The sequence below is a fragment of the Bifidobacterium sp. UTBIF-78 genome (assembly GCF_006408945.1).
Lineage (GTDB): Bacteria > Actinomycetota > Actinomycetes > Actinomycetales > Bifidobacteriaceae > Bifidobacterium > Bifidobacterium myosotis.
The window spans coordinates 39114-64401 of sequence record NZ_JFAO01000003.1 but is presented as its reverse complement, the minus strand read 5'-3'; the positions used below and the strand labels follow the sequence as shown (position 1 = coordinate 64401).

Sequence of the window (25288 nt, the reverse complement as noted above, 5' to 3'; positions counted from 1 at the left end):
CGGCTTCTCCCATCACACCGTCTCACATCGCACTGTGCTAAAGCCTACCGCTCCTCCTCCGGGTAGGTCATGCCCCACTGGCCGACGCGGATCTCGGTCATCATGGCCATCACGTCGCGCGTGTAGTCCAGATGCATGACCGCCGGATCGCCGGCGATGGCCGTCTCCATGTCCTCGACCTCATAGGCGAGCGCATCGGTGGTGCTGCCGGCCTCGATGGTCTCGGTGCGGCCGTCGTCCACCCATGTGATGGTGGCTCGTTCGCCGCGCGGGTAGTCGGTGACCTGCACGTAGGCCTTGTCGAACACGGCGAGCCCTCGCTTGGGTTGCTTGGCGTGCAGCGACAGCGTGACCGTGGCCATCTGGCCGTCCGGATTGGTCAGGAGGATGCCGGACTGCTCGTCCACGCCGGTGGGCGCGTACTTGACCTGCGAGAGGATTTGATCGGGCTTGGAGCTCATGAACCAGCGCACGAAGGAGAGCGCGTACACGCCGATGTCGAGCATGGCACCGCCCGCGAGGTTGCGGTTGAAGAAGCGGTTGGCCATGTCGTACTCCTTGTAGGAGCCGAAGTTCACCTGCAGGAGCTTCAGTTCGCCGAGCGCGCCGGAACCGATGAGTTCGTCGAGCTTCTTGTAGATCGGCATGTGATAGAGGGTCATGGCCTCAGCGAGCACCACATGATTGGCCTCGGCGAGCGCAATCGCCTTATCCAATTCGTCCGAATTGAGTGTGATGGACTTCTCGCACAGCACATGCTTGCCGGCGGCGAGCGCCTTGCGCAGGAATCCGATGTGCGTGTTGTGCGGTGTGGAGATGTAGATCACGTCCACCTGCGGATCGTCGAACACGTCGTTGAGGTCGTCGTAGACCTTGCCGATGCCGTACCGTTCGGCGAATGCGACCGCCTTGTCGTGCGTGCGGTTAGCCACCGCGTACAGTTTGCGGCCGCGGCTTTCCAACGCCTGCTCGAGCTGGTTGGCGATGACGCCGGTTCCCAATGTCGCCCAGTTGAGTTCACGCATATCCGTCTCCACGATCGGCTCCTTTCCGTTGACGGTCCATGTCCGGTTCTGATCATCCGTTACGTTGTCCAACAATGATTCTGCCATATGCGCCGGCGGCACTCGGCGATGGCAGGCAACTCATGTCTAGACGCCAATAAGGTCGAAGAGCCGCTCGATGACGGCGTCGTTGAGCAGTCGGCCCTCGCGGGTGGGGATGATGCGGGCGTCATCGGCGGCGTCGGCCGAATCACCGGAATCAATAGCAATCAGCCCTTCGTCGATCAACGGCCGCAACTGGTCCACGGTGATGGGATGCAGCATCGGCGACGGCTCTCCCGCTGGTTTCGCGGCGTTGATATCCACAATCTCTCGGTTGATGCGGCCGAGGTCGAGGCCGTCACGGATGCGCAGTCCCAGCATGATGAGCTCCTCAAGGTTCTCGGCCGGGGTGATCGTCTCGCTGCCGCCCCATGGCATGCGACCCTCGTTGAGTGCAGTGCCCCACATGCGCGGATGCGCGATGTCCCAGGCACGCAGACCGTGACGGTCGAGCCCTGCGCCCACGCGGTCAGGGGATTCCGCTGTCGTCGGGATGCGAAGACGATCCGATGCGACGGAGATGGAATTGGACACCGCGTTGTAGTGCGAATGCGCGCCGGGTCCAAGTCCGGCCCAATCAACGTTGCGCCAGTAGCCCAGGTTGTGCCGGCTCTCATAACCCGGACGGGCCCAGTTCGAGACCTCGTACCAGGTGAGACCGGCGGCGGCGAACAGATCGTCGGCGATTTCGTACTTGGCGGCCTCGTCGTCGTCATCGGGCTTGGGCAGCGTACCGGCGGCGATCTGACGGCCCATCTTGGTGGTGGGTTCAACCGTGAGCGCGTAGGCGGAGATGTGGTTCACGCCAAGATTGATGGCGGTTTCGACCGAGGTGCGCCAGTCGTCGAGGCTCTCCCCCGGCGCGCCGTAGATGAGGTCCACGCTGGAACGCAGCCCGAACCTGTTCGCGGCGCGCACGCCGGCCTCCACGTTGGCGGGCGTGTGCGTGCGGTCGAGGGTCTTGAGCACATGCGGCACAGCGGATTGCATGCCGAAGGAGACGCGCGTGAAGCCGCCCTCGGCAAGCTTGCCGATGTAATACTCGTTGACAGTGTCCGGATTGGCCTCGGTGGTGATTTCGGCATCGGGCTCGAGACCCCAGATGCGCCGGATCGCGTCGAGCATGGCCACCAGGTCGTCCGCCGAGAGGATGGTTGGCGTGCCGCCACCGAAGAACACGGTCGACGCCGGAGGCTCCTCGATGCCGTGGTCGAGCTGCCACTGCCGGGTCAGTTCCATCTCGCGGATGACCATGTTGGCGTAATTGCCGCGCGAGGCGCCGGCGCCCATGTCCACAGCCGTATAGGTATTGAAATCGCAATACCCACAACGACGCAGACAGAACGGCACGTGGATATAGACCTCGAACATCAGCCTTCGGTCTTCTGCGCGGCGCGGATCTTGTCCTTGGTGTCGCGGTCGTTGGAATCATCGCCGGTGGACAGGGCGGCGATGAACGCCTCCTGCGGCACCTCCACATGACCGAGCATCTTCATGCGCTTCTTGCCGGCCTTCTGCTTCTCGAGCAGCTTGCGCTTACGGGTGATGTCGCCGCCGTAGCACTTGGCGAGCACGTCCTTGCGCAGGGCGCGGATGTTCTCGCGTGCGATGATGCGCGAGCCGATCGCGGCCTGAATCGGAATCTCGAACTGCTGACGGGGAATGAGCTCGCGCAGCTTCTTGGTCATCATCACACCGTAGCTGTACGCCTTGTCGCGATGCACGATGGCGCTGAAGGCATCCACCTTCTCGCCCTGGATGAGGATGTCCACCTTGACCAGATCGGCGGACTGCTCGCCGTCCTCGTGGTAGTCGAGCGAGGCGTAGCCCTTGGTGCGGGACTTGAGCTGGTCGAAGAAGTCGAACACGATCTCGGCCAGTGGAATGCGGTAGTGCATCTCCACACGGTCGGTGGAGATGTACTCCATGGTGCCCATCTGGCCGCGGTGGTCCTGGCACAGGTCCATGACCGAGCCGATGAACTCCTTGGGCGTGATGATGTCCGCGGCCACCATCGGCTCGACGATCTTCTTGATCTTGCCGTCCGGGAACTCGCTCGGGTTGGTCACATGGTGCTGGCTGCCGTCCTCGGCGGTCACGTCGTAGGTGACGTTCGGGGCGGTCTGGATGAGGTCCAGGCCGAACTCGCGAGACAGTCGCTCGTTGACGATCTCCATGTGCAGCAATCCCAGGAAGCCGCAGCGGAAGCCGAAGCCCAGCGCCACGGACGTCTCCGGCGTATAGATGAGCGCGGCGTCGTTGAGCTTCAACTTGTCGAGCGCGTCACGCAGTTCGGGGAACTGGGCGTTGTCGATCGGGAACAGGCCGGCGTACACCATCGGTTTGGGATCGCGATAGCCGGGCAACGGTTTGGTGGCGGGGCGGACGGCCGAGGTCAGCGTGTCGCCCACCTTCGACTGGCTCACGTCCTTCGCGCCGGTGATGATGTAGCCGACCTCGCCGGCGCCGAGCGCCTTGGTGGCGGTCATGTCGGGGCTGATCACGCCGATCTCGATGGGGTCGTGGCTCATGCCGATGCCCATCATGTGGACCTTCTCGCGGGCATGCAGCTCGCCGTCCTCCATACGGATGTACGTGACGATGCCGCGGTAGGAGTCGTAGACGGAGTCGAAGATGAGCGCGCGGGCGGGCGCGACCGGATCGCCGTGCGGCGCGGGCACCTCGAGCACGATGCGGTCGAGCAGCTCCGCCACGCCTTCGCCGGTTTTGCCGGAGACGCGCAGCACGTCGCCCGGCTCGCATCCGATCAGTCCGGCGATCTCCTCGGCGTGCTTGTCCGGCTCGGCGCTCGGCAGATCGATCTTGTTGAGCACCGGGATGATGGTCAGGTCGTGGTCGATGGCCATGTACAGGTTGGACAGCGTCTGGGCCTCGATGCCCTGCGTAGCGTCCACGAGCAGCACCGCACCCTCACAGGCGGCCAGCGCGCGCGAGACCTCGTAGGTGAAATCCACATGGCCGGGGGTGTCGATCATGCCAAGCGTGTATTCGGTGCCGTCGAACGTCCATGGCACGCGCACGGCCTGCGACTTGATGGTGATGCCGCGCTCCTGCTCGATGTCCATGCGGTCGAGGAACCGGTCACGCATCTCGCGCTCGGGCACGATGCCACTCAACTGCAGGATGCGGTCGGCCACGGTGGACTTGCCGTGATCGATGTGCGCGATGATGCAGAAGTTGCGGATCAGCGACTGATCGGTGGAACCCGGCTGATTGTGTTGAACGACCAACGACATTCCTCCTCTTGGAATTACTCAAACTCGTCCTATTCTAGCCGAGGGACTGTATGCGGCGTGGCTCGGTGCGGGTTTTTCCGGGGCCGGTGCTATACTCACATTTTTGTATGTCCTTGTAATACACATCGTTTGGAGTAAACGTGGCAAACATTAAGTCGCAGAAGAAGCGCGTGCTCACCAATGAGAAGGCGCACCTTCGCAACGTGGCTGTGAAGTCCGGCCTGAAGACCGCCATCCGCGCCACCCGCGAAGCCATCGCCGCCGGTGACAAGGCTGCCGCCGAGGCCGCCTACAAGGTCGCCGCCCGCAAGCTGGACAAGGCTGCCGGCGCCGGCGTGATTCACAAGAACCAGGCCGCCAACCGCAAGTCCGGTCTGGCCGTCGCGATCAACACTCTGTGAGCATCATCGCGTAAGCGCTGACCTGACGTTGCACAACCGTCAAGGTTTCAGAAAATCCCGCAAGCCGTTTGGTTTGCGGGATTTCTGTTATGGTGCTTGCGTTTGGCTTGTCATGTTGCCATGTGCCATGTTTCGGCGTGATGCTCCGGGATGCCAAGTCGGATGAGGCCCCGGGATTCCCGGGCGATGTTTCGATGCAACCGATGCTCCCGATGCAACTGATGCATCCGATGCGCCCGCACAAATCGTCAGCCACCTGCCACCATGGCGCGCGCCACCGGCATCATGGGTCGAGCCACTGTAGGACCACCACCGACGCGCTGCGTCATCGACGGCGGCGACCGTGCCCCTCAACGGCTTCGTCATCCTCGTTGTCGTCATCCTCATCCTCCCCCACATGCGGGTGGATGACCGGACGGCGCAGGTACCGTCCCTCCCCCGCAAGATAGACATGGTGACGCTGCATGGCACCGGGCATGGTGACGTTGAATCCGACCGACAGCAGACGGATGGCCACCACGATGATGACGATGAGCACATCCAAGATCATTTCCGAACGCATGTCGAACCACCCGTAGCGCACCCCGCGCCATACGAGCACGGTCAGGATGCAGCCGATGAACGAGGGCACGGCGTACAGATGCTTGTCGCGGATGATCATCGGGACATCGCCGATGAAGATGTCTCGGATGAGTCCACCGGCCAGGGCGGTGAACATGCCGAGGAAGACGGCCGTCATGCCCGACATGCCGAACGACAAGGCCTTCGCCGTGCCGTTGACGGCGAACAGGCCCAGACCGAGCGCGTCGATGATGGTCATCGTCCATTTGAGCTTCGCGATCTCCGGATGCGCGACCACCACGACCACTCCGGAGAACAATGTGGTGAGCACATAGCCTTTGTCGGTGATGCCGACCGGGGGCAACGCGCCGAGCATCACGTCGCGGAACAGACCGCCGCCCAACGCGGTCAGCCAGCCGCACAGCATGATCGAGAAGATGTCATACCCCTTGCGGATGGCGGAGAGCCCGCCCGACAGGCCCCAACACAGGATGGCGAGGTATTCGATGCCCACGAACACCACATTGTTCTCCAACGCCACCTGCTGCATGAGTTCACACTCCTCCCGCATCTCTCGCATCGCTTCGGTTCGTTCCGGTTCACGCCGGTCCGCGCCGATCCGACCGTGTTCGCCTTCGCTCGCCTTGCCCGGCACTAACGCCGTACCCGAGCCTACCCCAACCTCGCCTGATTGAGCACCGCGACGCCACGCCGGGTAGCGCCGGGTCTCGTCGGGAGCTATGCATGGTCATCCTAAGAGTGACCAAAACCGACCGGATGTACGGTTGTCGCCATCCCGGCAATCCATGGCCGGATAGCCTGTGGCCGGATAACGACTCTCGCCTATCAACGACACTGCCATTACACGCATTGCTGCAGACGAAGGTACAGGCCAAACCGGCGTTCCTCATCTTGCTCGGCTGCTGGATTCGATATCAGCGACGCGCGATTCGACATCGCGTAGACGATTGCGCAACGCGGCCTCGATATCGATCCCATCGATTCGAGCTTTGCGCACGATGCCGAGAATCGCATTGGCATATGCATCAGCCTTTTCGCGCTCAGCAGTCGCGTCGCCGTTCAGCGTGGATTGTTCCGCTTTCTGGGATCGCCCTGCCGCATGTCGTTCGTCATCGCGTTGGCCCTTGCTCAAGGGCATCTCATCGAAGGCCTTGAACAGTTCATCGGCATTGGGCGACTTGGAGATGCGGGAGACGACTTTGGCCGCACGGGGCAACGCACCTTGCGATTGGGAGATGCCCTCCAGGACGGAAGTACGATGCTTTTCCTGCTGTTTCATCTTTTCCCATAGCGCCAGAACGGCTTCCGGGGATTCCTGTTGCAGGGATGCGTTCCCGTCTTTGGCGTTTCCGCCGTTATCTGCCGAGTCGGCGGTATTGGTGGTATCGGGAGTATTGTCAGTATCGGTGGTATCAGGTGCTGAATCGAGGTCGATACCGGTATCGGCCGCGAAGACATGCGGATGACGGGTGATGAGTTTGTTCACCAGACGGTCGGCGACCTCGTCGATATCAAAGGGATCCTCAGCATCCGACTCGCAGACCCGTGCTTGGAACACGGACTGCAGCAACACGTCGCCCAGCTCTTCGCGCATATTGGCACGGTCATGAGTCTCAACCGCATCGACATACTCATACGTCTCCTCAAGCAGATTCTTGAGCAGCGACTCGTTCGTCTGCTTGCCGTCCCACGGGCAACCGCCCGGCGAATACAGCACATCCACCACGGCTTTGACCCGGTCCAGCGCGGTTGCCGCCTCCATCACCGGCTTCAATTTCGAGCAATGCTCGAACCCGTCCGGCAAACGGTATTGTGTACGGCATCGCGGATCGCGGTTTGCCTGCATTGCGTCAACGCCGGAATCGTTCATCATCAGACCTCATCTCATTCAGCGAAGATTGTTCTCTCCTTACCATCTATAGCGTAATCAGGTGGGTCTGATGTCCGAGCCCGGGGAAATAGCTTTGTGCCTTGTGCTTTGACGGGAGGCGGCCGGTAGCTTCAATCAGGTGATTTCATCCGTGAGGGGCGAGAGGTATTCGTGTAATAGTGCTCCTAGTGTGATTAGCGTGCCCCCGCAGCCCAAAATCACACGAAAACGGCCTGCGGGGGCACACCCCCATTCTGGCCGGAATTGCACTATTCGACGACAATGGCGGAATCATGCGGTTTTCAATCCTGAGCTGTGTGCCCCCGTAGCCGAAAAACACCTATATGACAGCTGCGGGGGCACAGGCCGTGCCCCCGCAAGCAAAATCATGGCAAGAATCACCTGCGGGGGCATAATTCCGTGCCACGCAAACCCAAAAACAGTGCAATACGCGGTGCGGGGGCACAGTTTCAGGGCTCATGTAATGACATATGCCCGCCTCGCCCGTTAACTGGCCTTAATTCAATCAATCAGAGGCGGGAGCTCCTGATGCCATCGACGGGAAGGCTCCTCCATGACGGCTTTCGACATGTCGAAATACTCCATCACGTCTCATCGTCATCGAACTTGCGGCTGATGTCAGTCGCCAGGTGAAACTCCCAATGCCCGTGTAATTGCCTCCCGGATTGTCTAGCACATGCGGCCTGTATGCCTCGGGAAGCTCATCATTCTCATGCAACACGAAGAGGGCGCCATCCAGATCATCGCATAATTCGGAATACGTACCGGCCTGACCATGCATAATCGGTGTCGAAACGCGAAATCGAACTTGATGACATGGCTCACCGCGCACGCTCTCTAAGCCCGCGCAAATGCCCACATATCTCGTCTTCCGTCCGGCATTCCACAGCATCGTCCGGAATCAATCCGAGTTCCTTGGCCTCTGCCTCCACCATCACACTGCTCGTCTCCTCAGTAGGCAACAGTCTCACACCCTCGTACCGGCGAGGCCGGAACGGGAACCCGTTGTCCACCAATGACTGTCGCAGGAACATATTCACCGCAGTACTCAGGCTCACTCCCATGGATTCGTAGAGCGCGGCGGCACGCGCCTTCACATCATCATCAACACTGGCGACCAGCTTGCCCATAACCCACCTCCAGTTAGTACACTAAAAGGTACCAAATATACACCAAAATGGCACCTAATGATACTATTCCAACACCCTCATATTCCAGTCCAGCGTTTCATCTGCAAGCATCTCCCTGTCACGAACCTGATTATGCAGCTGCGTCCGATAACCGCAGGCATAATCCGGCTCTTCACACTTCGCTGAAACAGGTTTCATACACTTTGCTGAAATATGCGAGACCCCTTGGAATCCGAATGATTCCAAGGGGTCTCAATACCGCAATCAGAAGGCGCTTATCAGCACACCTTCCACATCCAGTTGTGCGGGTCCTCGATTTCGCCGAGCTGGATACCGAGCAGCTCATCACGCAGGGCGCAGGTGAGCTCGCCGGAACCGCCGTCGGCGACGGTCACATCGAACTTCTCGGACTTGAAACGACCAATCGGGGTGATGATGGCTGCGGTACCGCAGGCGAACACCTCGGTGACCTCGCCGGACTTGATGTCGTCGAGCAGCTGATCGATGGCGATCATGGTCTCGACCACGTCGTGGCCCTTGTCCTGCAGCAGCTGAATCAGGGAGCGACGGGTGACGCCCGGCAGAATGTTGCCGGTCAGGGACGGGGTCTCCACATGGCCATCCTTGTGCACGGCCATCATGTTCATGCCGCCAAGCTCCTCAAGGTAGGTCTTGGTGGCGGCGTCCACGAAGCAGACCTGCTGGCAGCCGTTCTCGATGCCCTTGTACTCGCCGAGCAGGGAGGCGGCGTAGTTGCCGCCGCACTTGGCGAAACCAGTGCCGCCAGGACCGGTGCGGAACCACTTGTCCTCAACCCAGATGCTCACCGGCTTGACGCCGCCCGGGAAGTACGGGCCGGACGGGGACGCGATCACGCAATAGTCGACCTCCTGCGGGGCGCGCACGCCGAGGAACGGTTCGGAAGCGAACATGAACGGACGCATGTACAGCGTGTACTCACGACGGGACGGTACCCAGTTGGCGTCGCGCTTGACCAGCGCGGCCACGGAACCGAGGAAGTCGTCAATCGGCAGCTCCGGCAGGTACAGACGCTTGGCGGAGTTCTGGAAACGCTCGGCGTTCGCGTCCGGGCGGAACAGCCAGGTGGAGCCATCGGCGTGACGGTAGGCCTTCAGACCCTCGAAGCACTCCTGGGCGTAGTGCAGCACGGAGGCGCCCGGGTCCATCTTGAGCGGCGCGTACGGCTCGACGCGACGGTCGGACCAGCCCTCGCCCTTGGTCCAGGTCATGTGGGTCATGTTGTCGGAGAACACCTGACCGAAGGCCGGCTTGTCGATGAGGGACTGACGCTTCTCATCGGACGCGGGGTTGTCGTTCGGCAGTACGGTGAACGGTTCGGTGAGCTTGTCGAGCGCAGCCGGATCGTGGTGCGTGTTTTCAGTCATTGCTTAACTACTTCTTCTTGCATGCGACGGCGGGCCGCCGCGATTGGGGAATGGTGCTTCGCGCTTGTGGCGCAAGCTCTGGTGTCTACTGTGTCACACCCGCAGACCCTGCGGTAGGGAGCGTTCACATGGTGAAAGGCGAAGTGGAATCAGAAGCCGGGAACTCAGAACCATGAACCGGGACACCAGAAGCCGCAAAGCCAGGACGCGAATGCGAAAGCCCGCGCCGTTCGCACGGTTCGCGGGCTTTCGAATTGCAATGCGCAGGTTACGGCCGATTCAGCGCCCTGCCGATGCTACGCGGCTCGGCGATCAGGCCGAGCGGCCGATCACTTGGCGTCGGCAGCCGGAGCGGCAGCGGCCGGGGCAGCGGCGTCGGCAGCCGGAGCGGTGGTCTCGGCGGTGGTCTCGGTGGCGTCCTCAGGCACCTCGACGGAGACGACGGACTCCTCCGGATCCTCGATGTCGAGCTCGACGCCCTCGGGCAGGACGACATCCTTGGCGAAGACCTTGGTGCCGTCGGTCAGGCCGTCCACGTTCACGACGATCTTCTCGGGCAGGTTGGTGACGTCGGCGCGCACCTTGAGCTCCTGGATGTCGACGAACGCCACGGCGGCGCCCTTCGGGGTACCCTCGACGAACACCGGCACCTCGACGTCGATCTTCTCGCCGGCCTTCACCTCGAGGAAGTCGATGTGCTCGATGATGCGCTTGACCGGGTTACGCTGCACGTCCTTGACGACGGCCATCTTGGACTCGTCGCCGTAGGCGATGGTGAACAGGGCGTTGGTGTGACGCAGGGCCAGGGTGGTCTCGCGCATCGGCAGGGTCACGAAGGCCGGCTGCTCGCCACCGGCGTAGATGGTGGCCGGAATCTTGTTGGCCACGCGCAGACGGCGGGCCACGCCCTTGCCGAACTCAGTACGGGCTTCGCCTTCAAGCTTGACAGTGTTTGCCATGTTGGCACTCCTTGTTTAGTAGGTGTTACTTGTCGTTCTGTCTGTTTGACGCCACGACGCGCCGCAGAACGCACCCAAGGAGGTGAATCACACGCCGAGTCGATAACGGAAGACGCGGACCCTTGCGGGACTGTATCTTCCCTCGCCAAAGCAACACGCTTTGGCTCGGTACCAAGGTCGCATGGTCAACCATGCTCCCCTCGCCTACAGGCAATCCACCGGATTGCCCGTTTAACGGCTCGGCCTTACCAAAGCAACACGCTTTGGCTCGGTACCAGGTCGCGCGGTAAACCGCACTCCCCTCGCCTACAGGCAATCCACCGAATTGCTCGTTTAACGGCTCGGCCTTGCCAAAGCAACAGCAATCAAGTATACACGGGCCGCAGACATCGACGACTACAATGGATGGGGATGCGGGATCGCGCGTGGCGTCCCGCGAGAGGGAATCGAGGCCGCAATGCAGCGCATCACCAGAAACATCCTCATCGGAATGGGAGCAGGCGCGGCCGCACTCGCCGCCGGGACCTTCGCCATGGCGGATTTCATGTTCCATTTGTCGCTGGATACGCGCTACTCACACCTCATGGAGCGGTTGATGTCCGGCGGCGAGACCGCGCGGTACCTCGAAACCCCGCACCGCGACGCCAAGGAGGAGGCCGAGGCATCGCGGTGGTTCGAGGAGGCCAAACAGCCGGTGACCGTGACCAGCGAGGACGGGCTGAAGCTGCACGGCTGGCTCTTCGATGCGGACAATGCCTCCCCCACGCCGCACCTGTACGCGATCTGCATGCACGGATACACCGGTCAGCCATCGGAAATGGCGAAATACGCGCATCGGTTCGCGCGGCTCGGATTCACCGTGCTGGTCCCGGCCCAGCGCGCCCATGAGCTGAGCGAGGGACGTTACGTGGGCATGGGATGGCTGGAACGGCGCGATCTGATGTGCTGGGTCCGGTTGGTGACGGACGCCGACCCCGAGGCCCGTATTCTGCTCGACGGCATATCGATGGGTGCCGCAACCGTCATGATGACGCTCGGCGAGCCCGATCTGCCGCGCAATGTGACGGCCGCCATCGAGGATTGCGGCTATTCGTCCGTATGGGATCAGTTCCTGTTCAACGCGAAGGGCATGTATCATCTGCCCCGCCGCTGGCTCGCATTGCCGGTGGTGGCGTGCATGAGCGCCATCTGCAAGCATGTGGCCGGCTACGGTTTCCGCGAGGCATCCAGCGTGGCCTCGCTGCGTCGCACCACGATACCGGTGTTGTTCATCCACGGCGGCGCCGATACCTTCGTGGACCCGGCGTTTCTGGACCGTAACATCGCGGCTTGCGCTAGCATCGACCGCGAGCGTCTGCTCGTACCGGGAGCCAGCCACGCCCTGAGCGCCAGCACCGATCCGGTGCGCTACTGGAAGCGGGTCACCGGCTTCGTCACGCGCGTGTTCGGGTTGTAAGGGCTGCAAGGCCGTTTTCGGAACATGCACGAACAGCAGGTATATAGAATATATCGAATGCGCGGGTATGAGGAGCACAGGTGCGAAAGGGACCGTAACAGAGACTCAGTCACCGAACCCGTGTCGGCGCGTTACGGCTGGTACAGCTGGGGCCCGGCACCGTTGTTCAACGGGGATGGCCTGCCGGCCGCGCCGTTCCAGTCGCGGGTCTGAACAACCAGGATGGCGTCGTAACGCCAACCTTGAACCCGGCATGGCGCCTCGCCTATAGGAGCCGCCGACAGGATCGCCACGATTGGCAAAAACGAAAGGGGCTCCCCATCGCACTGCATGTGTGCTTTGGGGAGCCCCTATTCTATGGATTATGGATTGCGGCAATCAGGCCAGCAGTTCCTTGACGGCGGCGATGACGGCCTGCAGGCTCTTCTTCGCGTCGCCGAACAGCATCTGCGTGTTGTCCTCGAAGTAGAGCTCGTTCTGGATGCCGGCGTAGCCCATGCCGCGGCCGCGCTTCATGACAACCACGTTCTGCGCCTTGTCCACATCGAGAATCGGCATGCCGGAGACCGGGGTGCCGGGGCGGCGTGCGGCCGGGTTGGTCACGTCGTTCGCGCCGACGACCAGGACCACGTTGGCCTGCGGGAACTGCGGGTTGATCTCCTCGAGGTCCACCAGCTCCTCGTAGGGCACGTTGGCCTCGGCGAGCAGCACGTTCATGTGGCCCGGCATACGGCCGGCCACCGGGTGGATGGCGTAGGAGACCTCGACGCCGTGGGCCTTGAGCAGCTCGCCCAGATCGGCGAGCTCGCGCTGGGCCTGCGCCTGTGCCAGACCGAAGCCCGGCACGAAGATGACCTTCTGCGCGTAGACGAGCTGGACGGCCAGATCGTCGGGCGTGGTCTCCTTCATCGTGCCCTCCGGGCCGTCGCCGGCCGCCGCGGCACCCGAACCACCGCCGAAGCCGCCGGCGAGGACGGACAGCAGCGGACGGTTCATGGCCTGGGCCATGAGGATGGACAGCGTCACGCCGGCCGAGCCGACGAGCGCGCCGGCCACGATCAGGGCCACGTTGTCGATGGCGAGACCGGACATGGCCACGGCCGTACCGGTGCAGGCGTTGAGCACGGAGATGACGACGGGCATGTCGGCGCCGCCGATCGGGATGACGAAGACCAGACCGTAGGCGAGGGCGAACACGGTGGTCAGAATCGACCACAGGAGTCGCTGCTCGGGCTGGACGCACAGCATGACCAACGCGGCGATGGACAGCACGGCGAACAGCACGTTCCACACGCCCTTGCCGGGCAGGGCGAGCTTCTTGACCCACTTGATGCCCTGCAGCTTACCGGCCGCGATAAGCGAACCGGTGAACGTCACGGAGCCGATGAGGATGCCGAGGCCAGCAGTGATGAGCACCACGATGTCCGGGGTGCCCTCCTTGGTGAGGATGTCGTTCAAAGCCACAAGCGCGGCCGCGCCGCCACCCACCGTGTTGAACACGGAGACGAGCTGCGGCATGTCGGTCATCTTGACCTTCTTGGCGGAGACCACGCCGGCCACTGCGCCGATCAGGATGCCGAAGACCAGCACCACCACGGCCACGATGTTGATGAATCCCTTGGCGAACAGCACGATGAAGGCCATGAGCACGGCCACGACCATGCCGAACGCGGAAATCTGGTTGCCCTTGCGTGCGGTCTTCGGGGAGTTCATGAAGTGCAGGCCGACCACGAACAGGACGGCCGAGAACAGATAGACGAACCACGCGACGATGTCGATGGTTCCCACGGTTGCGGAGCTCATTACTTCGACTCCCCCTTCTTCTCGTTCTTGCTGGACTTGAACATCTCCAGCATGCGGTCGGTCACCACGTAGCCGCCGACCACGTTCATCGTGCCGAGCACTGCGGCCAGGAAGATGAACACATAGGCGAGCGGGCTGTTGGCCTCGGCGGCCACGATGACCACGCCGACGATGACAATGCCGTGGATGGAGTTGGCGCCGGACATGAGCGGCGTGTGCAGGGTGGCGGGCACCTTGCCGATGACCTCGATGCCGATGAGCAGCGCGAGGACGAAGAGGGTGATGGAAACGACGAGAGTAGGCATGATGATTCCTTTCCCTACTTTCCGGCCGGTGCGGCCGGCGCTGCCGATTCGTCCGACGCGGGCTGCGCGGCGGCACGGCCGGCGACCACCAGCGCGTCGTCCAGCTCTTCGGTCAGGTCCTGGCTGAGTTTGCCGTCGCGGATGAAGTGCACGAGGATGTCCGCCACGTTGCGGGCGAGCAGGTTGGATGCGGTGGTGGCCACGCCGGACGCGAGATACGGGGCGCCGATGATCTTGACGCCGCCGTCGGTGACCTGTTCGCCGATCACGGAGCCCTCGACGTTGCCGCCAAGCTCGGAGGCGGCGCAGTCCACGATCACCGCACCGCGCTTGAGGCCCTTGACGCCGGCCGCAGTAAGCAGCACCGGCGGCTTGCGGCCGGGCACCTTGGCGGTCGTGATGATGATGTCGAATCCGGCGGCCTTCTCGTCCACCGCGGCCTGCTGGGCGGCCTGCTCCTCGGCCGAAAGCGCACGGGCATAACCGCCCTCGCCCTGGCCGGCGGAGAAGTCGAGTCCCAGATCGAGGAACTTGGCGCCGAGGGACTCCACCTCGCCCTTGGAGGCGGGGCGCACATCATAGGCGGTGACGACCGCGCCGAGACGACGCAGCGTGCCGATGGCCTGCAGACCCGCGATGCCGGCGCCGAGCACCAGCGCCTTGGCCGGGCGGATGGTGCCCGCGGCCGTGGTCATCATCGGCAGGAACGATCCGTACGCGTCGGCCGCGGCGATGGCGGCCTTGTATCCCATCACCGAATTCTGGGAGGTCATCTCGTCCATGGACTGGGCGCTGGAGAGCTTGCGGGGCAGCTTCTCGATGCCCACACCCACCAGACCGGCCTTCTCGAGCGCGGCGACATAATCGGCGTCGGTGAAGGAGCCGAGCATACCAATCACCCACTGGCCGGGCCTGAGCGCGGCCACGGTGGTGGCGGACGGACGGTCCACGAAGCCGAGCGCATCGGCGCCGGCAAGCACCTCGTCGCGGCCGGTCACCTTCGCACCGGCCTTCTCGTAATCCTCATCGGTGTACTCGGCGGCCATGCCGGCACCCGATTCCATCAGGCAGGAGACTCCGCTCCTCTTCAGCCGTGTGACGATATCCGGCGTCAGCGCGACGCGGGATTCCGTCTCCGACGTCTCGTTGAGGACGCCGAACACCACGGTGGCTTCTTGGTTATTCGCCATGAGAGCCCTTTCTTCAGTATTTTCAATGGACATGGTTATCCGGTTGGACATAACTATCCACAGTCAAGTGTAGCCAAAAGGTGAAGAAACGCCGCGAACGCCCCGCAGAATATGGACGCCGGCGAAAGACCGGACCGCACGGACGCAGCATCGGCTAAAGCTATTCGACAGTCCTGCCGCAAATGCCGAAAACCCATATCCACGTAGGGTTTCCTACGGTTGCGTAAGGTGACGAGTTCGTCATCGGCGATTACACTTGACCCTTTGAGAAGTGTTCGTCCCATGCCGCGGCGGGGCGACGTCGCAAGGTTCTACAGGAGCAAAGTTGTCGGTTATCAATTCCTTCACGCAACACACCATCAACCTCACCCGAAAGGCGCTGAGGCTGGGGTCCGACTTCGTCCACCCGGTGCACGACGACACGCCGGACGAGCCCGATTACCTGTCCAACGCCGATGTGCCGACCGAGTCCGACATCGCACTCCCCCACAGCGACGATTGGGACGACGGTCACCTGACCGTCACCGACATCGACCCGGCCACCGGCCTGCTCACCACCTCCACCGAAGGCAATCCGCCTCTGGACGAGGGCACCTCCATCTACGACCTGTACGCCGACCGCGCGCGCCGCATGGGCGACGAGCCGCTGTACACCTACAAGTCCGGCAACGACTGGGTCACCGTGACCGCCAACGAGTTCCTGGCCGACGTGCGCGCGGTGGCCAAGGGCCTGCTGCACTATGGCCTCAAGAAGGGCGACGGCGTGGCGTTCATGTGCCGCACGTCCTACGAATGGGATCTCACCGACGCGGCCGTCATGGCATGCGGCGGCGTGCTGGCCACGATCTACGACACCGATTCGGCCGAGCAGATCCGCAACATCGTCAACAACTCCGACGCCCGCCTGCTCATCGTGCAGGACACCGCCATGCGCGACAAGGCGGACGGCGCGGTCGAGGAATGCCCCTCGCTCGAGAACATCGTGTGCATCGAGACCGGCGGCCTCGACGAGATCAAGGCATACGGCACCAGCGTGTCGGACGAGGAGCTGGACGAGCGCATCGATTCGGTCAAGAAGACCGACCTGTGCTCCATCGTGTACACCTCCGGCTCCACCGCCGCGCCGAAGGGCGTGGAGATGACCCACGAGCACTACTGCCAGACCGCGCTGAACCTGCCGGATTACATGCCTGACCTGCTTCACGACAAAAGGAACACCATCCTCCTGTTCCTGCCGCAGGCCCACTCCTTCGCCCGTGCCATCAACTACATCGTGGTGGCCTCGGATATCCACATCTACATCGCCACCGGCATCAAGACGCTGATCGGCGACCTTCAGGTGGCCAAGCCGTCCATCATGATCGTGGTGCCGCGCGTGCTGGAGAAGGTGTACAACGCAGCCTCGCAGAAGGCCGGACATGGCCCCAGGGGCGTGGTGTTCGCCTCCGCCGTGGTGACCGCGCAGAACTACATGAAGGAGATCTCCGCCAATGGCAAGGCCGGTGTGCTGACGAGCACCAAGCGCGCGGCGTTCGACCCGATCGTCTACTCCTCGTTGCGCGATGTGCTGGGTGGCCGCGCCAAGTGGTTCGTCACCGGTGGCGCACCGCTGGACCCGGATCTGCTGGCTTTCTTCCGCGGCGCCGGCGTACCGGTCTACGAGGGCTACGGCCTGACCGAGACCACCGCCCCGTGCGCGTTCAACCCGCCCACCACGCCGTTCCACGCCGGTTCCGTGGGCATCGCCTTCCCCGGTTTCTCGCTGCGCATCGCCGAGGACGGCGAGATCCAGGTCAAGGGCCGCGCCGTCTTCCCGCGCTATCACAAGAACGACGAGGCCACCGAGGTCTCCTTCACCGAGGACGGCTGGTACGCCACCGGCGATCTGGGACGCATCGACAACGACGGCTTCCTGTACATCACCGGTCGCAAGAAGGACCTCATCATTACCGCCGGCGGCAAGAACGTCTCCCCCGGCCCGATCGAGGAGGTCATCCAGCGTTGCGAGATCGTCTCGCAGGCGCTGGTGCTCGGCGACAAGCGCCCGTTCATCTCCGCACTCATCACGCTGGACGAGGAGTCGCTGCGCCCGTGGCTGGCCGCGAAGGGTCTGGACGAGAACATGCCGATGGAGGACGCCGCCCAGAACGCGGCCGTCCGCGCCGAGGTGCAGAAGTGGGTCGATCAGGCCAACGAGGGCGTCTCCCGCGCCGAGTCGGTGCGCAAGTTCATCATCCTGCCCGAGGATTTCACGCAGGAGAACGGCCTCATGACCGCCTCCATGAAGGTGATTCGCCCGAAGGTGATCAAGCGTTACACCACCCTCCTCAACACCCAGATGTACACCGCCCGCAAGAAGTAAACTGCCCCCTCTCTCCGTCCACTCGGCTCCCCTCTCCGAGGGGAGCAACCAAACAAAATCAGTCCATATTGGTTCCCCTCCTCGAGGGGATCAACTGAAAAGCAGACTGCGAGAGTGAACCTAACAGGGCCAGCATAGCCTCCCATCGTATAAAGGCTCCCCTTTCCGAGGGGAGCCTTTATACGGTTAGAATCCTAGGCGGTCTAGTTTCTTGGGGTCGGACTGCCAGCCTTTGGCGACCTTGACGTGGAGATCGAGGCGGGCCTTCTGGCCGACGATGCGGTTGACCGGAGTGCGCAGCTTCTTCTTGACGTAAGTGAGGTTCGAGGCGCCCTTGCCGATGATGATAGGTTTCTGCGAGTCGCGCTCCACATAGATCGACACGTTGACCTGTGCCTTGCCGTCGTAGGCGGCGCCGGTCTCGTTGTCCTCCGGGTAGTCGATGGAATCCACGACCACCGCGAGGGAGTGCGGCAGCTCGTCGTCCAACGTCTCCAGGAACGCACCGCGGATGAGCTCGGCGATGGTGTCCTCTGGACGCTCCTCGCTGATCTGGTCGTCCGGATACATCTGCGGGCCTTCGGGCGTGTTCTCGATGAGCACCTTCCTGACCTCGTCCAGATTGTCATGCTCCAGGGCGCTCACCGGCACGATGTCGGAGAAGTTGGCGAAGTCGTTGATCTCGATGAGCTTGTTGATGAGCTGCTGGCGACCGAGCTCGTCGATCTTGGTCACGATGGCGATCAGCGGAATCTTCCACACGAACGTGCCATCCTCGCGCTTGGTGGCGAAGTCGGCACGCAGACGGGACAGGATGCGCTTGTCGCCGGGGCCGATCTCCTGATCGGCCGGCAGGAGGAAGGCCACGACGTCCACATCGGACAGGGACTCCTCCACCACATCGTTGAGCCGCTGGCCGAGCAGGGTGCGCGGACGGTGGATACCGGGCGTGTCCACGAGTACCAGCTGCGCGTGCTCGGTGGTCAGAATGCCGCGGATGGCCTTACGGGTGGTCTCCGGGCGGGAGGAGGCGATGGCGATCTGCTTGCCGATCAGCGCGTTGATCAAGGTGGACTTGCCCACGTTCGGGCGCCCCACCACGGCCACGAAGCCCGAACGGTAGGGCACATCGTCCTTCGCAGGTTCGGTCAGGGCCGAATCGTCAGAATCGTCGTCATCGGCAGCCTCGTCGGCGACATGGGATTCCGTCGCTCCCTCAGAAGCGCCGACCTCGATCTCCGTCTCGTCCGGCTCCCCCGCGGCTTCCACCGTCAAATCAACCGCGTCCACCGTGACCTCAGTTTCGGCGCGCTCTTCTTCCTGATGATCCTGCTGATCGCTCATCTCACTCCTTATCGGCGTTGCGTTCGTCATCGGCTACCTGTTCGCCGGCATGCTCATAGGTCTTGCCATCTTCCTCGCCGCCCTCGACGTGGGCCGGCTCGACCACGATGGTGGACACCTTCTTGCGGCGTCCGGCCGAATCGACGGCGGTGAGCCTCAGTCCGCGCGTCACGGCCGACGCGCCCACGATCGGCACGCGCCCGAGCACCTTGGTCAGCAGGCCGTACACCGTGTCCACATCGTCCTCGTCGATGTCAATCTCGAAGATCTCCTCCAGATCGGCGATCGGCGTACGGGCCGGCATCCGCCACTTGTTCTCGCCGATCTTCTCGGGTTCGGTGCGCTGGGTGCGGTCGTGCTCATCCTCCAGCTCGCCGACAATCTGCTCAATGGTGTCCTCGATGGTCACCATGCCGGCGATGCCGCCGTATTCGTCGACCACCACGGCCACATGCTGGCGGGACCGCTGCATTTCGTGGAACAGGTCGTCCACCGGCTTGGATTCGGGCACCAGCAACGGCTGGCGCACGATGGAATCGACCGAACGGTCCAGCGCGGCCGGGTTAAAGGCGGTGGCGCGCACGGCGTCCTTGAGGTAGGCCACGCCGATGAGGTCGTCCACGTCCTCGCCGATGACCGGGACGCGCGAGAAGCCGGAGCGGGAGAACAGCTTCAGCGCCGAGGCGAGTTTCGTGTCGCGCTCCATGCAGATCATGTCGGTGCGCGGCACCATAATCTCGCGGGTCAACGTGTCGGACAGCGTGAGCACGTTGCGCAGCATCTCGGAGACCTCGGGATCGAAGTCGTTGGATTCCACCAGACGGTCGATGGCGGCCTTGCCCTGTTCGAGCTGAATCTTGTCCAGCTCCTCGTCGTCGGACAGGTCGGTGTTCTTGCCGCGCTTGCCCGACGCCTTACCACCGGTCTTGTCGGAGCCGATGCGGGTGAACGGCGTGATCTTCACGGCGATGGAGACCACGCGCGAATGGGCGAGCATGATGTCCACCGGCTTGGCCATGCCGGCGGTGCGAGGCCGGACCAACACGGACACCACTGCCACGATGATCGCGAACACGAATCCCGCCAGCAGCTGCACCCAGAGCTCGGCACCCCACAACGCCGCGATGGATGCCACCAGGACGCCGTCAAGCACGTTGCAGGCGATGCGGAAGAACGCACAGCTGCCTGCCGTGGCGTACCGATCGGAGATCAACCGCTGCACGCGGTGGATCCTGTCGATCTTCTTCATCTTGAGGAATTGGCTGGCCTCGCTGTCGGTCTGCACCTCGAGGATGAGGTTGTTGAGGCTCGCGCGCGTCACGCGGGCCACGGCGCCCTCCGAGGCGGCCATGGTCAGCGAGAACCAGACGAACAGGGCCGCCACAAGCACGAGCAGCACGGTGATGGCGATGAGGGTGGTACTGGAATACTCCATATGGTTCGATGTCCTTGCGGGTGGTATTGGTGATTCGGTGGCGGTCGGGCTGGGCCTTAGGCCTGCTTGGCGTTGAGGTCGCGTCCCGTGCCGTGCGCGGCGTCGTAGAGGGCCAGCGCGTCGGGCGTGCCGGCGGGCAGCGTGGCCTGGACTCCGGCGTCGTGGCGCAGTGCGAAGAAGGTGAGCAGCAGCTGGCGTTGCAGTCCGAACATCTGACGTTCCTGCTCGGGCGTCACATGGTCGTAGCCGAGCAGATGGAGGATGCCGTGGATGGTCAGCAGCAGCATCTCCTGCATAGCGCTGTGTCCGGCGGCCGCGGCCTGCTGGGCGGCGACCCACGGGCAGATCACGATGTCGCCCAGCACGCCTTCCATGACGGTTTTGCCGTCGCCCGGCCTCAGCTCGTCCATCGGGAAGCTCATCACGTCGGTGGGGCCTTCGAGGTTCATCCAACGCATGTGCAGTTCGGCGATGGGATCGGGATCCACGAACATGATGGTCAGGTCGGACTGGGTGCTCACACGCATCTGGTCCATCACCCAGACGCCCAAATCGGAGAAGACCTTCGGGTCGATGACCCACTGGGTCTCATTGGTCACGTCAACGCTCATCGGTTGCCTCGTTTCGTGTGATCGGGGTCGGTTCGGTGTTGTGCTCGGGTTCGGTTTCGGGCGCCCGGCGACGGTGGCCCCTGCGGCCGATGTCGCGATGGTCACCGGCGATGGCGGCGTGCCGGTCGTAGGCGGCCACGATCTTGCCCACCAGCTGGTGACGGACCACGTCCTCGGTGTTGAGGTGGATGAAGGAGATGCCCTCGATCTCGCCAAGGATCTGTTCGATGGTGGCCAGACCCGAACGGGGCACGGCCAGATCGACCTGCGAGATATCGCCGGTGATCACCATTTTGGTGTTGAATCCGAGACGGGTGAGGAACATCTTCATCTGCTGCTCGGTGGTGTTCTGCGCCTCATCGAGGATCACGAAGGCGTCGTTGAGCGTACGTCCGCGCATGTAGGCGAGCGGCGCCACCTCGATGGTGTTGTCGTCCATGAGCCGCCTGAGCTGGTCGGTGCCGAGCATGTCGCCCAGCGCGTCGTACAGCGGGCGCAGGTACGGGTCCACCTTGTCGGTCAGCGTGCCGGGCAGGAAGCCCAGGTTCTCGCCGGCCTCCACGGCCGGGCGGGTCAGGATGATGCGCCGGATCTGCTTGTCCTGGAAGGCGCGCACGGCCTTGGCCACGGCGAGATAGGTCTTGCCGGTGCCGGCCGGGCCGATGCCGAAGGTGATGGTGTGGGATTCGATGGCGTTGACGTAGGCGACCTGCCCGGCCGTCTTCGCGCGCACAGGTACGCCGGCGGCGAACGTGATGACGCCGGGAACCGACGGCTTGCGATAGGTCACGTCATGGGCCGACTGCGTACGGACGGCACGGGACCTGGCATGCGGTTCGAGGGCGACCGAAGCGGACTGGACGAAGCGGTCATGCGCCGGACCGTGGCCCGGATGCTCCTGCCGCACGCTGTTCCTCAGCACGTTCTGGTCGAGCATGCGACGCACGGTGTCGGCGTCCATCGGGGCGGTGTACGCGGCCTGGATGATCGTATCGATCAGGTCTTCGGCCTGCGCGGCCTGCGCTTCGGTCTGCTTGGATCGGGAAACGATCGCCACCCGATTGCCGCGCACGATGATGGTGAGTTCCGGGAAGGCGCGTTCCACCTCACGGATGACCTCGTCCACCGGGCCGAGCACGGCCACGGGATCGAGTTGCGGCGGGATGGTGATGGTACGTGTAGTCGTTGCCACGAAAGCGTCCCGCTCCTCGCTACTCGTCCAGCTTCTCGCCGGTCAGCACATGGGCGTGCACATGGAACACGGTCTGTCCAGCGTCGAGACCGGTGTTGAACACCAGACGGTACGCGCCGTGGAAGGAGTCATCGGCGATGTGCTGGGCGACGGAGACGATGTGGGCCAGCTCGGCGGGGTCCTTGGCGGCGAGCTCCGCCGCGTTGGCGTAGTGCTCCTTGGGCACCACCAGGACGTGGACCTTGGCCTTGGGATTGATGTCCTTGAAGGCATACGTGGTGTCGTCCTCATAGACCTTGCTGCTGGGGATCTGCCCTGCGATGATCTTGCAGAACAGGCAATCGTCGGATGCGCTCATCATGCTCCTTGGTTCTTGATATCGGACTATGGAACAGCTTAGCGCGGGGGCGTTACTCAGCGCCCGCGCCACTCACATCGATTCGTGATCATCCGCACACGACGTTCGCACACATCGTTCGCCCACGACCTGCGCGAACATCATCGGCACCCTTCGGCACCGCCATCCGCAGGACGGACGGCGGCCGGGGACCCGCTACTCGTAGCGGCCCAGCGTGCGGGACAGCAGCGAGAGCGCCACCGGACCGGCGGTCGCAGCGCGCAGGATGTTGCGGCCGAGCACGCAGCTGACGGCTCCCGCGGCGGTGAAGTCCGCCACCTCCTGCTCGCTGATGCCGCCCTCGGGGCCGACGACCACGCTGACCGTGCGCGGGCGGCCGTCCTCGAGCGTGCGGTCGACGAGACGGCCCACCTTCTCCTCCACGCCGGCCCATGTGTCGGTGGCGTCCTGATGGAGCACCACCACCAGATCACCATGCACACAGGCCCTGCGGCATATGGCCACGATCTGCTTGCTGGAGACGCACTCCCCCAGTTCCGGACGGAACGCACGGCGGGACTGCTCGGTGGCGGCGTCCAGCACGGCACCCCACTTCTTGTCGGTGCGGCCGGCCTTCCATTTGGCGATGGACCGGTCCGCCTGCCAGGGGACCACCTCGTCCACGCCGATCTGCGTGGCCATATCGATGGCCTGCTCGTCGTGGCCGGTCTTGGCCAATGCCTGGATCAGGGCGAGACGGGTCTGCGGCGCGGGCTCGCGGCCCACTTCGATCACCTCGGCCAGACCGGCCTCGGGATCGGCCATGACCGCGCGAATACGCAGGCCGCGGCCGTCGGACAACTGGAGGCTGTCCCCGGCCTTGAGACGCATGGCCTGCACGGCATGACGCTTGATATGGGCGGGCAGGGTGAGCTTCCATCCGGTGTGGAGTTCGTCGCTGTTCACCGGCACGTCGTCGACCTGCGGGTCGAAGAGGAAAAGGGCATCAGTCATGCTCACAAATCTACACGGATAAACGCGACACGCCGTACGCGACCCCTCGATTTGCGCTTCCGTGAATCACTGCTAAAGTATCAACTCGTTGTCCACACGACACCTGCCCGGGTGGCGGAATGGTAGACGCGCTAGCTTGAGGTGCTAGTGCCTATTTTATACAGGCGTACGGGTTCAAGTCCCGTCTCGGGCACAGACAAAACCCCTTGCATTGCAAGGGGTTTTTGCATATCACGATCGAGTACGGTACGGCGGTCGGTGGTGCGGCATGCAGCGCATCACGCGCCGCCGACCATCAGCCACCAAGTTCATATCCCCCATACCCCCCGCGAAAGGCCACCATGCAGCGCATCACGCTTGACTCCGTTGACGACCCGCGTGTAGAGGCATACGTGAATCTCACGGAAATGCAGTTGCGCAACCGTCTGGAGCCGGCCAAGGGCATGTTCATCGCCGAATCGCCCAAGGTAATCGACCGGGCGCTGACGGCCGGGCGGGAGCCGCTGTCGCTGTTGGTCGAGGAACCGTGGCTGGACGGCATGGCCGATACCTTCGCCTTCATCGACGCGCACTGGGGGCCGGACGTGCCGGTGTATGTGGCCTCCCCCGAGCAGCTCAAGCGGCTGACCGGCTATCGCCTGCACCGGGGCGCCCTGTGCGCGATGCGACGTTGGCAATTGCCGTCCGTGGCCGAGGTGTGCCGCGACGCCCGCCGCGTGGCGGTGATGGAGAACATCGTGGACCACACCAACGTGGGCGCGCTCATGCGTTCGGCCGCGGCCCTCGATGTGGACGCCGTGCTGGTCACACCCTCCTGCGGCGACCCGCTGTATCGACGCGCCGCCCGCGTGTCGATGGGCACGGTGTTCCAAGTGCCGTGGACCCGCATCACCGGACTCAACGAGGACGGCACCGAGGACCGTCACTACTGGCCCTTCAAAGGCATCGACGAGCTCAAATCACTGGGCTTCACCACGGTGGCCATGGCGCTTGAGGACGATTCGATCTCGCTGGACGAGCTGACGCGCCGCTTGCACCTGCCTTCCGACGACGCCGAGCACATCGGCAAGCTGGCGCTGATCTTCGGCACCGAAGGCGACGGCCTGTCACGGCACACCATCGCCCGCGCCGATCTGACGGTCAAGATTCCGATGAGTCATGGCGTCGACTCGCTCAACGTCGCCGCGTCCAGCGCCGTCGCCTTCTACGCCACACGCTGATCTTGTGCGTATGTTGCACACCGACGTTGCGCTGATACCTCACTGATACCTCACTGACCCACACTGACACCGCGTGCGTTCGCCGCCGAACGTCGCTCGACGCGCCGGCAAACGACGCGACGCGCCGAGCGGCGACGGCGTGCCGCCACATTATTCATTGCGAGTTCACGCCACGCGGGGGCGAAAGCCTTGCATGTTCGTTTTTTTCTGCAATTATTAACTATGTCAACCAAATGCAAGGAAGCGTTTGGCCCAGCAGTGCGGTGTCGAAAGACGCTCAGTAACAA

General features: G+C 63.2%; 21 protein-coding genes and 1 tRNA gene. 5 read left to right on the top strand and 17 right to left on the bottom strand.

Annotation, left to right across the window (positions count from 1 at the left end; genetic code table 11):
- Positions 1–44: 44 nt before the first annotated feature.
- From BG22_RS00805 to lepA, 3 genes are all read right to left on the bottom strand, one after another.
- A complete protein-coding gene (locus BG22_RS00805; RefSeq protein WP_219846918.1) occupies positions 45–1037 on the bottom strand; it encodes a Gfo/Idh/MocA family protein in 993 nt (330 codons plus the stop codon).
- 114 nt (positions 1038–1151) lie between these two features.
- Complete coding sequence (gene hemW, locus BG22_RS00800; protein WP_140492233.1) at positions 1152–2477, bottom strand: radical SAM family heme chaperone HemW; 1326 nt, start codon at positions 2475–2477, stop codon at positions 1152–1154.
- Complete coding sequence (gene lepA / locus BG22_RS00795) at positions 2477–4363, bottom strand: translation elongation factor 4 (RefSeq protein WP_181163318.1); 1887 nt, start codon at positions 4361–4363, stop codon at positions 2477–2479. The genes hemW and lepA overlap by 1 nt, the downstream gene beginning before the upstream one ends.
- Positions 4364–4503: 140 nt before the next feature.
- Between lepA and rpsT the strand changes: the two genes are divergently transcribed.
- Positions 4504–4764: a 30S ribosomal protein S20 gene (rpsT, locus tag BG22_RS00790; protein WP_140492228.1), complete on the top strand. Its 261-nt coding sequence runs from the start codon at positions 4504–4506 to the stop codon at positions 4762–4764.
- A 325-nt stretch (positions 4765–5089) separates the two neighbouring features.
- Here the strand turns inward: rpsT and BG22_RS00785 are convergent, their stop codons facing one another.
- The 5 genes from BG22_RS00785 to BG22_RS00765 form a co-directional block, all read right to left on the bottom strand.
- Entirely contained in the window at positions 5090–5875 is a 786-nt protein-coding gene (locus BG22_RS00785) for a trimeric intracellular cation channel family protein (RefSeq protein ID WP_140492224.1), read from the bottom strand.
- A gap of 357 nt (positions 5876–6232) precedes the next feature.
- The gene (locus tag BG22_RS00780; RefSeq protein ID WP_258186150.1) at positions 6233–7216 is read right to left on the bottom strand and encodes a MazG nucleotide pyrophosphohydrolase domain-containing protein; all 984 of its coding nucleotides are present in this window, start codon (positions 7214–7216) and stop codon (positions 6233–6235) included.
- A gap of 842 nt (positions 7217–8058) precedes the next feature.
- Entirely contained in the window at positions 8059–8367 is a 309-nt protein-coding gene (locus BG22_RS00775; protein ID WP_140492218.1) for a type II toxin-antitoxin system RelB/DinJ family antitoxin, read from the bottom strand.
- Between the two features lie 278 nt (positions 8368–8645).
- The gene (locus tag BG22_RS00770) at positions 8646–9773 is read right to left on the bottom strand and encodes a branched-chain amino acid aminotransferase (RefSeq protein WP_140492215.1); all 1128 of its coding nucleotides are present in this window, start codon (positions 9771–9773) and stop codon (positions 8646–8648) included.
- Between the two features lie 329 nt (positions 9774–10102).
- The gene (locus tag BG22_RS00765; RefSeq protein WP_140492212.1) at positions 10103–10732 is read right to left on the bottom strand and encodes a 50S ribosomal protein L25/general stress protein Ctc; all 630 of its coding nucleotides are present in this window, start codon (positions 10730–10732) and stop codon (positions 10103–10105) included.
- Between the two features lie 457 nt (positions 10733–11189).
- On the opposite strand from BG22_RS00765, the gene BG22_RS00760 reads away from it, so the two are divergent.
- On the top strand, positions 11190–12188 hold the full coding sequence (locus BG22_RS00760; protein WP_140492209.1) for an alpha/beta hydrolase: 999 nt from the start codon (positions 11190–11192) through the stop codon (positions 12186–12188).
- 378 nt (positions 12189–12566) lie between these two features.
- On the opposite strand, the gene BG22_RS00755 is transcribed toward BG22_RS00760, so the two are convergent.
- The 3 genes from BG22_RS00755 to BG22_RS00745 are packed head-to-tail and all read right to left on the bottom strand — an operon-like array spanning position 12567 to position 15486.
- Positions 12567–13991: an NAD(P)(+) transhydrogenase (Re/Si-specific) subunit beta gene (locus tag BG22_RS00755; protein ID WP_140492206.1), complete on the bottom strand. Its 1425-nt coding sequence runs from the start codon at positions 13989–13991 to the stop codon at positions 12567–12569.
- A complete protein-coding gene (locus BG22_RS00750; protein ID WP_007053366.1) occupies positions 13991–14296 on the bottom strand; it encodes an NAD(P) transhydrogenase subunit alpha in 306 nt (101 codons plus the stop codon). Before BG22_RS00750 ends, BG22_RS00755 begins: the two co-directional genes overlap by 1 nt.
- A gap of 14 nt (positions 14297–14310) precedes the next feature.
- Positions 14311–15486, bottom strand: coding sequence for an NAD(P) transhydrogenase subunit alpha (locus BG22_RS00745; RefSeq protein ID WP_140492203.1), 1176 nt, complete (start codon positions 15484–15486; stop codon positions 14311–14313).
- Between the two features lie 325 nt (positions 15487–15811).
- Here BG22_RS00745 and BG22_RS00740 point away from each other — a divergent pair, with 325 nt between their 5' ends.
- Positions 15812–17848, top strand: coding sequence for a long-chain fatty acid--CoA ligase (locus tag BG22_RS00740; RefSeq protein ID WP_140492200.1), 2037 nt, complete (start codon positions 15812–15814; stop codon positions 17846–17848).
- 186 nt (positions 17849–18034) lie between these two features.
- On the opposite strand, the gene era is transcribed toward BG22_RS00740, so the two are convergent.
- From era to BG22_RS00710, 6 genes are all read right to left on the bottom strand, one after another.
- The gene (gene era / locus BG22_RS00735; protein ID WP_258186140.1) at positions 18035–19192 is read right to left on the bottom strand and encodes a GTPase Era; all 1158 of its coding nucleotides are present in this window, start codon (positions 19190–19192) and stop codon (positions 18035–18037) included.
- Position 19193: 1 nt separating this feature from the next.
- Positions 19194–20627, bottom strand: coding sequence for a hemolysin family protein (locus BG22_RS00730; RefSeq protein WP_140492197.1), 1434 nt, complete (start codon positions 20625–20627; stop codon positions 19194–19196).
- A 56-nt stretch (positions 20628–20683) separates the two neighbouring features.
- Positions 20684–21238 carry an rRNA maturation RNase YbeY gene (gene ybeY, locus BG22_RS00725; RefSeq protein WP_094668468.1) on the bottom strand — a complete coding sequence of 185 codons (555 nt, stop codon included), beginning with the start codon at positions 21236–21238 and terminating at the stop codon, positions 20684–20686.
- Positions 21228–22430 (bottom strand): PhoH family protein, encoded by a 1203-nt coding sequence (locus BG22_RS00720; protein ID WP_140492194.1) that lies wholly within the window; start codon positions 22428–22430, stop codon positions 21228–21230. The genes ybeY and BG22_RS00720 overlap by 11 nt, the downstream gene beginning before the upstream one ends.
- Before the next feature lie 19 nt (positions 22431–22449).
- The gene (locus tag BG22_RS00715) at positions 22450–22788 is read right to left on the bottom strand and encodes a histidine triad nucleotide-binding protein (RefSeq protein WP_140492332.1); all 339 of its coding nucleotides are present in this window, start codon (positions 22786–22788) and stop codon (positions 22450–22452) included.
- A gap of 195 nt (positions 22789–22983) precedes the next feature.
- A complete protein-coding gene (locus BG22_RS00710; protein ID WP_140492191.1) occupies positions 22984–23781 on the bottom strand; it encodes a 16S rRNA (uracil(1498)-N(3))-methyltransferase in 798 nt (265 codons plus the stop codon).
- A 105-nt stretch (positions 23782–23886) separates the two neighbouring features.
- On the opposite strand from BG22_RS00710, the gene BG22_RS00705 reads away from it, so the two are divergent.
- Both BG22_RS00705 and BG22_RS00700 read left to right on the top strand, forming a co-directional pair.
- A tRNA-Leu gene (locus tag BG22_RS00705) sits at positions 23887–23974 on the top strand.
- A gap of 148 nt (positions 23975–24122) precedes the next feature.
- Positions 24123–25001, top strand: coding sequence for an RNA methyltransferase (locus tag BG22_RS00700; RefSeq protein ID WP_140492188.1), 879 nt, complete (start codon positions 24123–24125; stop codon positions 24999–25001).
- Positions 25002–25288 lie beyond the last annotated feature (287 nt).